Source organism: Pseudomonas sp. P5_A12 (assembly GCF_056400685.1).
Map to the genome: position 1 here is coordinate 1 of NZ_JBFUKU010000266.1, position 7,115 is coordinate 7,115.

Sequence of the window (7,115 nt, forward strand, 5' to 3'; positions counted from 1 at the left end):
CTTCGCGCCAGTCGGTGCCCTTGCCCAACAGTTCGCGGCCGGCAAAACTCAAGCTGCCACTGTGAGCGACTTCCAGGCCGTTGAGACAACGCAGCAAGGTACTTTTGCCGCAACCGCTGGGGCCGAGGATGACGATCACTTCACCCGTTTTCACCTGCAAGTCGATGCCGTTCAACACTTGCTGCTCGCCGAAAAACTTGTTGATACCCTTGAACTCGATCAATGCGCTCATGCGTGTGTCCAGCGCCGCTCCAGCACGCGTGAAGCGGCCGAGAGCGGGTAGCAAATGAAGAAGAAAAACAGGAACAGGGCGCCATAGATCAGCACCGACTCGTAAGTGCGCTCGATGATTTGCTGGCCGACCTTGATCACGTCCACCACGCCGATCAGCACCGCCAGTGAACTGGTTTTGATGATGCGCGTGTAGACGTTGAGGGTTGGTGGGGTCATGCGTTTCAACGCCTGTGGCAGCAGCACGTAGCCGTAGAGTTGCGGTCCGTCCAAGCCAATCGATAGCCCCGCCTCACGCTGCCCGCGCGGTAATGAGTGCAACGCGCCGCGCACCACTTCGCCGACTTCGCTGGCGCCCCACAGCGACAACACCAGTACCGCGCACCAGAAACTCGGGAGGCTCAGGCCGAAAAAAATCGGCAAGCCAAAGAACAGCAAATACAGCCAGACCAGCACCGGGATCGCCCGGAACAACTCCAGATACACCCGCAGAATCGCGTTCAGCCATTTTGAGTTCAGCGTGCGCAACACGCCGTACAGCACGCCACCCACAGTGCTGATGGCGATGCTCAGAAATGAGATCGACAAGGTTTGCGCAGCGCCCTTGCCCAGTTGTGGCAACGACACCCAGAGCAACTCAAGACCCGAACTGGCCATGCTGGAGCCTCCTTTCCAGACGGCTGAGCAGCAGCGACAGCGGCAAAAACAGCAGCACGCAAATCAGCGTCAACACGGCGAGCATTTCGTAGGTTTTGTAGTACAGCGCGATGTAGCTTTTGGTGGTGTAGAGAAGTTCCGGCACCGCCACCGCCGAAACCACAGTGGTTTCCTTGAGCAGGAAAATGAAATTGGCGAACAGCGATGGCAGGCTGAGGATGCCGGCTTGCGGCAGGATCACGTAGCGCAGCAATTGCCCATGGGACAGGCCGATGGAACGGCCCGATTCAAGTTGTGCCTGGGGCACTGCGTCCACCCCGGCGCGCAGCACTTCGGTGAGGTAAGCGCCACCGAGAAAGGTCATGGTGATGATCGCCGCCGCAAAACCTGAAACGTTGATGCCCAGTGCCGGCAAAGCGAAGTAGACGAAGAACAGTTGAATCAGCAGGGGCGTGTTGCGCGCCAGTTCCACATACAAGCCAACGAAGCGCTGCAGGTAAGGCGTGCGAAACACCAGAATCGTTGCGTTGAGCAGCGCCACCAGCAGCGATGTGCCAATGGCGATAAAGCCGACCTGCAGCGTCACGCCCACGGCCTTGAGAAACGCTGGCAGAGTACTGAGGATAAACGCGTAATCGAAAGTCATTGAACATCCTGTACGCCGCTCGGTAAGCGACGGCGTTGCATCCAATACCGTGGATAACGGCTCGGCGGACACCGACTTTAAAGGTATAAAAATCAGAATTTAAATACTGTTAAAGCATATTGATATCACGCAAAAAACTATCCGGGGATTTGCTGTCGCAACGTAAGACGACTATTTTTCTTTGCGCTGTAGGAAGGATCTTTTTTCTGAATCCCCCTCCAAGGTCGCACAGCTTTTGGCCAGACTCCCCCCGGCTGAAACCTCACAAGGAAGAGAAAATGGCAGACGTAAAAGTGCCGCAGCGACTGGATCCGCAGGAGATCGTGAAATTGTTGGTGGCGTTGCGCAGGGCGTTGAAGGCCGGGGTGGCCYGAGTGAGCTGATCGTTCCCACGCTCCGCGTAGGAATACAGCCCGTGACGCTCCGCGTCACTGGACGCAGAGCGTCCCTAGAGGCATTCCCACGCAGAGCGTGGGAACGATCACGCCGACGCTATTGCTAGCCGTCGGCGTGTGAAACCTGGAAAGGTTTTGCTGCTGCGTCGAATCAGAACGCCGGCAGAACCGCGCCGCTGTACTTCTTCTCGATGAAGGCTTTCACCTCAGGACTTGTCAATGCCTTGGCCAGTTTCTGGATGGCCGCGCTGTCCTTGTTGTCCGGACGCGCCACCAGGAAGTTCACGTATGGCGAATCCGCACCTTCGATGATCAGCGCATCTTTAGCCGGGTTCAGACCGGCTTCCAGCGCGTAGTTGGTGTTGATCATGTCCAGGTCCACTTGATCCAGCACACGCGGGAGCATGGCCGATTCCAGTTCCTTGAACTTGAAGTTGTGCGGGTTCTTGGCGATGTCTTTTGGAGTCGCCAAAGCGTTTTTCGGGTCTTTCAGCTCGATCAGGCCAGCCTTCTGCAGCAGGATCAGGGCACGGCCGCTGTTGCTGCCTTCGTTCGGGATGGCAATGGTTGCGCCGTCTTTGAGCTCAGCCAGGGTTTTGACTTTCTTCGAGTAGCCGCCGAACGGTTCGACGTGCACGCCGATCACGGTCACCAGGTTCGTGCCTTTGCCTTCGTTGAAGCTTTTCAGGTACGGCAAGGTCTGGAAGTAGTTGGCGTCCAGACGCTTCTGGTCAACCTGTACGTTTGGCTGAACGTAGTCGGTGAAGACCTTGATTTCCAGGTCCACGCCTTCTTTGGCGAGAGCTGGCTTGATCAGCTCCAGAATTTCGGCGTGTGGAATCGGGGTCGCCGCAACCACCAGTTTCTCGCCAGCCTGGGCCAGGCCCGCGGTCAGGGCAGCCGCCAGTGCGGTGAACAACAGAACCTTTTTCATGCAGTGTCCTTATCGAAAATCACGGTCGTCGTCGACGACGGCATTAAATACAAGTGCCAGTGATGTGCTATCGCTGGCGTGATGCGGACAATACCGGGATTTTTTATTCCCTAACAATATCTTTTATTCACTTTCATATTCCATTTTGTTCATGCAGATCATTCCAGCGTCTGCGCCAGGCTTTCGAGCAAACGCTTCAGTTCGGAACGCTCGGCTGGCGTGCCGTTTTTGATCAGTTGAGCAGCCTGCTGTTCGATCTGCGCCAACGACACGGACGCGTCAGGCAAATTCAAATGCCCCGGCAGAATCTCGTCCCCGGTACTGACCAACAACGCAAAGTGAATGACGTTTTCCAGCTCGCGGGTATTGCCTGGCCAACTGTGCCGCTCCAGCACTAGCTGCGCGGCTTCACTGATCAACGGCACCGGCAGGTCGAGGCGATGGCTGTAGATGCCGAGAAAGTACTCGGCCAGCGAGAGGATATCGCCCACGCGGTCACGCAATGCCGGCAGCTCCAGATGGCCTTCACTGAGGTAGTGATAAAGCCGCTCATGGAATTTCCCGGCGGCCACAGCCTGGGCCAGATCAATGCTGGTGGCGGCGACCAGTCGCACGTCCACCGGGCTCGGTTGATGCGCGCCAACACGGGTCACTTCGTGGTTTTCCAGCGCAGCGAGCAGTTTGATCTGAATGGGTAGCGGCAAATCACCGATCTCATCCAGATAGAGCGTGCCGCCATTGGCCGAACCGAACCAACCGGCACGACTGCTCGCCGATCCGCTGAAGCTGCCAGCGGCATAACCGAACAATTCGGCATCGGCGTAGGTCGGGCTAATTGCGCCGCAATTGACCGAAACGAACAACCCGCCACGATCACTGGCGCGGTGGATGTGCCGCGCAAGCAGCTCCTTGCCGCTGCCGGTTTCACCGCGAACCAATACCGAGATCGAGCGGGGGGCCAATTCCTCCAGGTCCTTGCGCAATTGCCGGGAACGCGGATCGACAAACACCAGTGCTTTGGCGCGAATGCTCAGGGGACTTTTTTCTGCATCGGGAAAGGTCAGCAACGGCTGACCGAAGTGTTCAAGGCTCATGGCAGACTCCCGCCCAAAACCGTCGGGAGACGGAGGGCGACACTAAAAAAGAAAAGTTCAAGCGCGTCGCAGTGCGTGATGTTCCATGCGGTTCTGCAAGCGGTAGAGGTAGGCAAAACCTTGCTCCCAGCGCTGGTGACCGGACTTGACGTTGATGTGCCCGGCCCCCGACAAAATCCCGGCCTCGGCACCCCAGTTACGCGCCAGCTCAAGTGCACGCGGCGCACTCACGGCACTGTCGTTGTCGGAGCTGACGATCTGACTCGGGAACGGCAACAGGTCGGTGGGAATCGGTGCAAAGTTGCGCAACGCCGGCGCACACGCCGGACGCTCTACATCCGCTGGCGCGACCAGCAAGGCCCCGCGCACCTGACGCAGAAATTGCACGGGTGCAGCGGCAGCCCAATGGGCGACGGTGATGCAACCCAAGCTGTGAGCGATCAGGATCACCGGCGTGCTGTCAGCGGCAATCGCCTCGGCCAGCGCCGCGACCCAGTCTTCACGACGCGGTGTCAGCCAGTTCGCCTGCTCCACCCGCGCACTATTCGGCAAGCTGTTCTGCCAGTGGCTTTGCCAATGATCGTCCGGCGATCCTTGCCAGCCCGGCACAATCAGGTAGCGAATGGATTCGTTGCGCATGGGGGAGCTCTCCTGCTGCGTGTCTGTTCCTGGTCAAGTATAGGGAGGAGAGTTATATTCGTTAAGGAATAAGAAGCTATTTATTAAGACCCATAAAGAATATACAAGAGATTTCAAGCAGCAGATATTCAACCCGATCACTATCGGGTTGATGCGCTAAGGAATGATCCTGGGTCAACTGGACTCAACACGCTTTTGCAGTGGGCTCGTCTCGTTTAAACAACACGGTCCGGGTGTTGGTTTTGCCGTTCTTGAAGATCTGCTCGCATGTCCCGACAAGCGACATGCGTTTGGTACTGAACATGAGCGACCACCGCTCCTTGACCTCGTGGATATCATCCACAGTCATAAATTCAAGGCTGCTGCCGCACCGATAACGGACCTTCCCATCACTGATGTCGCGATGGGCATCTTCAAAATCCAGGTGCCCCGCTATCGCCTCATCGTCCTCTATCACCAAATGAGCCACTGGCCTGTCCATCGTGTAATGGCCTGCGTAATAGTTCATGCGATTTCTCCCTGAAAACGTTTCCTGACCTGCTTTGGTTGCCCACAAGGACCACATTGTCAGTGTAGAGCTGCCGTTCCACTCGTCTACTGTCAGAAATAACAGGTCCATAGACAGATCAGCGATTAGCCAGATAAGCCAGGAGCGTTATGGGAATAAAAAAAGGGCCGCACCCTGCCAAGGAGACGGCCCCTGAAACTCAAAATCTGTGAAGCGATGATTGATTGAAACGTTTATCTTATAAAGGAATATTTAATTACTTTATAAGATCAAAAACGCATATGACGATCAGCGAAACGTTAACCGCCCTGCCTTGCGCTTTAACGTATCGCCTCTTTGGGTCAGATTGATGACGAGCGCCTTTGTCATCGCTTATTTCGAGATTGAGTTTCCCATTTCATCCATCACACCTGAGCGACACGAGCCTCCTGAGGTTGCGCAGCGTCTTTGCGAACAAACCGGTTAGCCCGGCTAAACGTGCCGAAATCATTGAACCGCACGCCCATCTCACGCATCACTTTATGCGCCACCGGCACGGTCATCTGGCGGATGTAAAACGGTTCCTTCACCACAAAGTGATGGATGCCGTGGCTGCTGCCGAAGTTGAAGCAGAACGCCTGCAACGGCCACATCCACGGAGAGTTCAGCACCTGGGTCTGTTGGATCACGTTCCCGGGTTCCACGTCGCCGTAGTAGTGCATGTTCGAGCTGATGAAGTGCAGGCAGAACGTACGCAACACGTTCGGGCCGATGATCACCACCGCCGCGATGTCGATCACCTGCATCACCGACAAGGTGGTCGTCGACCACTCAATCGGCGCGCCCGTCAGAGATGCGATGCCGTTAGCCGCATGGAAGCCGAGGAACATGTACCACGCCCCCCAATGCACCAGCGCGAGCGGTGCGTAGACCTTCACTGTGCGCTGGATGATGCTCAATCTGTGAGCCCAGGTCTTGGCCCGCAGCATGCGGATGAATGAGGACATCATGTTGTCGCCGACCATCAGCAACCGCGCAAGCCCCCAAGGCTCGCCGTTGGTGATGGCGCGCTCTTCCATGTCGGTTTCAGTGCCGGAAACCTTGTGGTGATTAAGGTGCAGATGGCGGCGGATCCATGGATTGATCGTGCTCGGCCGCGCCAGCCACACCAGCCCCATCATCAGGTTGTGCGGCACGCGCTGTTTACGAAAGTACATGCTATGTATCAAGTCGTGTTCCAGTTCGTGGGTCAACGAGGCGAAAAACGCGTTGAGCAACAGGCACACCCACCAGGCCATGTACCCGGTTATGTACAGCGCCGCCGAACCGATCATTCCGGCCAGGGCGAAGGCCAAAATACCTGCGCCGAGGGCGTCCTGATGCTTGAGAATCGGGTAGCGTTGGCGCAATTCAACGCCCTTGGCCAGCACCACTTCACGAATATGTGCTGATCGCTGTGCTGCATTCAGTCGCTGGGGACTTGCAGAAGTACCATGCATGCTTCCATCCTCTGGTTATTGATGTTCGCATCCTGCCCTGTGAATGTTTACTCAGTGGTAGCCGTGAACGCCAACCTGTTGACCGGAAGCGCCAATCAGCATGACTGAACCAACCTCCCTCGCCAGCTGGACCCGCGCCCTGCGCAAACAACTCGATGCCCTGGGCCTCGACAGCACAGCCCTGTGCCACCAGGCGGGGCTTGATCCGCAATTGATGGACGACCCGAACGCCCGTTACCCGTTGTCCGGTACCACGCGCCTGTGGGAAATCGCCGTGCAAGTCAGTGGCGATCCGGCGATTGGTCTGCGCGTATCGCGCTTCGTCAGTCCCACCACGTTTCATGCGCTCGGTTATGCGCTGGTGGCCAGCGGCAGTTTGCGCGAGGTGTTCGAACGCATCGTGCGGTATCACCAGGTGGTCAGCGATGCCCTGGAACTGGAGCTGACCCGCGCCGAGGATCGCTACCGCTTTCGCCTGAAAATCCCTGCCGGCAACCCTGCGCCGGCGTTCGAAGCCATCGACGCCTTCACAG

Annotated in this window: 9 protein-coding genes; 1 reads left to right on the plus strand and 8 read right to left on the minus strand. The window is 57.1% G+C overall.

Going from position 1 to position 7,115, the window contains the following annotated elements; translation table 11 throughout:
• The 8 genes from AC1DSG_RS24770 to AC1DSG_RS24805 all read right to left on the minus strand — a co-directional run.
• Positions 1–232: ATP-binding cassette domain-containing protein (locus tag AC1DSG_RS24770; RefSeq protein WP_477793251.1), on the minus strand; the 232-nt coding region annotated here is incomplete at its 3' end.
• Positions 229–888, minus strand: coding sequence for an amino acid ABC transporter permease (locus AC1DSG_RS24775; protein WP_477793252.1), 660 nt, complete (start codon positions 886–888; stop codon positions 229–231). The genes AC1DSG_RS24775 and AC1DSG_RS24770, both read right to left, overlap by 4 nt.
• Positions 869–1,534 carry an amino acid ABC transporter permease gene (locus tag AC1DSG_RS24780; RefSeq protein ID WP_477793253.1) on the minus strand — a complete coding sequence of 222 codons (666 nt, stop codon included), beginning with the start codon at positions 1,532–1,534 and terminating at the stop codon, positions 869–871. Before AC1DSG_RS24780 ends, AC1DSG_RS24775 begins: the two co-directional genes overlap by 20 nt.
• A 546-nt stretch (positions 1,535–2,080) precedes the next feature.
• On the minus strand, positions 2,081–2,863 hold the full coding sequence (locus tag AC1DSG_RS24785) for a MetQ/NlpA family ABC transporter substrate-binding protein (protein ID WP_477793254.1): 783 nt from the start codon (positions 2,861–2,863) through the stop codon (positions 2,081–2,083).
• 158 nt (positions 2,864–3,021) lie between these two features.
• Positions 3,022–3,957 carry a sigma 54-interacting transcriptional regulator gene (locus AC1DSG_RS24790; RefSeq protein WP_477793255.1) on the minus strand — a complete coding sequence of 312 codons (936 nt, stop codon included), beginning with the start codon at positions 3,955–3,957 and terminating at the stop codon, positions 3,022–3,024.
• Between the two features lie 57 nt (positions 3,958–4,014).
• Positions 4,015–4,596, minus strand: coding sequence for an alpha/beta hydrolase (locus tag AC1DSG_RS24795; protein WP_477793256.1), 582 nt, complete (start codon positions 4,594–4,596; stop codon positions 4,015–4,017).
• 184 nt (positions 4,597–4,780) lie between these two features.
• Positions 4,781–5,104: a hypothetical protein gene (locus tag AC1DSG_RS24800; protein ID WP_477793257.1), complete on the minus strand. Its 324-nt coding sequence runs from the start codon at positions 5,102–5,104 to the stop codon at positions 4,781–4,783.
• Positions 5,105–5,508: 404 nt separating this feature from the next.
• A complete protein-coding gene (locus AC1DSG_RS24805; RefSeq protein WP_477793258.1) occupies positions 5,509–6,582 on the minus strand; it encodes a fatty acid desaturase in 1,074 nt (357 codons plus the stop codon).
• Positions 6,583–6,682: 100 nt separating this feature from the next.
• Between AC1DSG_RS24805 and AC1DSG_RS24810 the strand changes: the two genes are divergently transcribed.
• Positions 6,683–7,115: AraC family transcriptional regulator (locus AC1DSG_RS24810; RefSeq protein ID WP_477793259.1), on the plus strand; the 433-nt coding region annotated here is incomplete at its 3' end.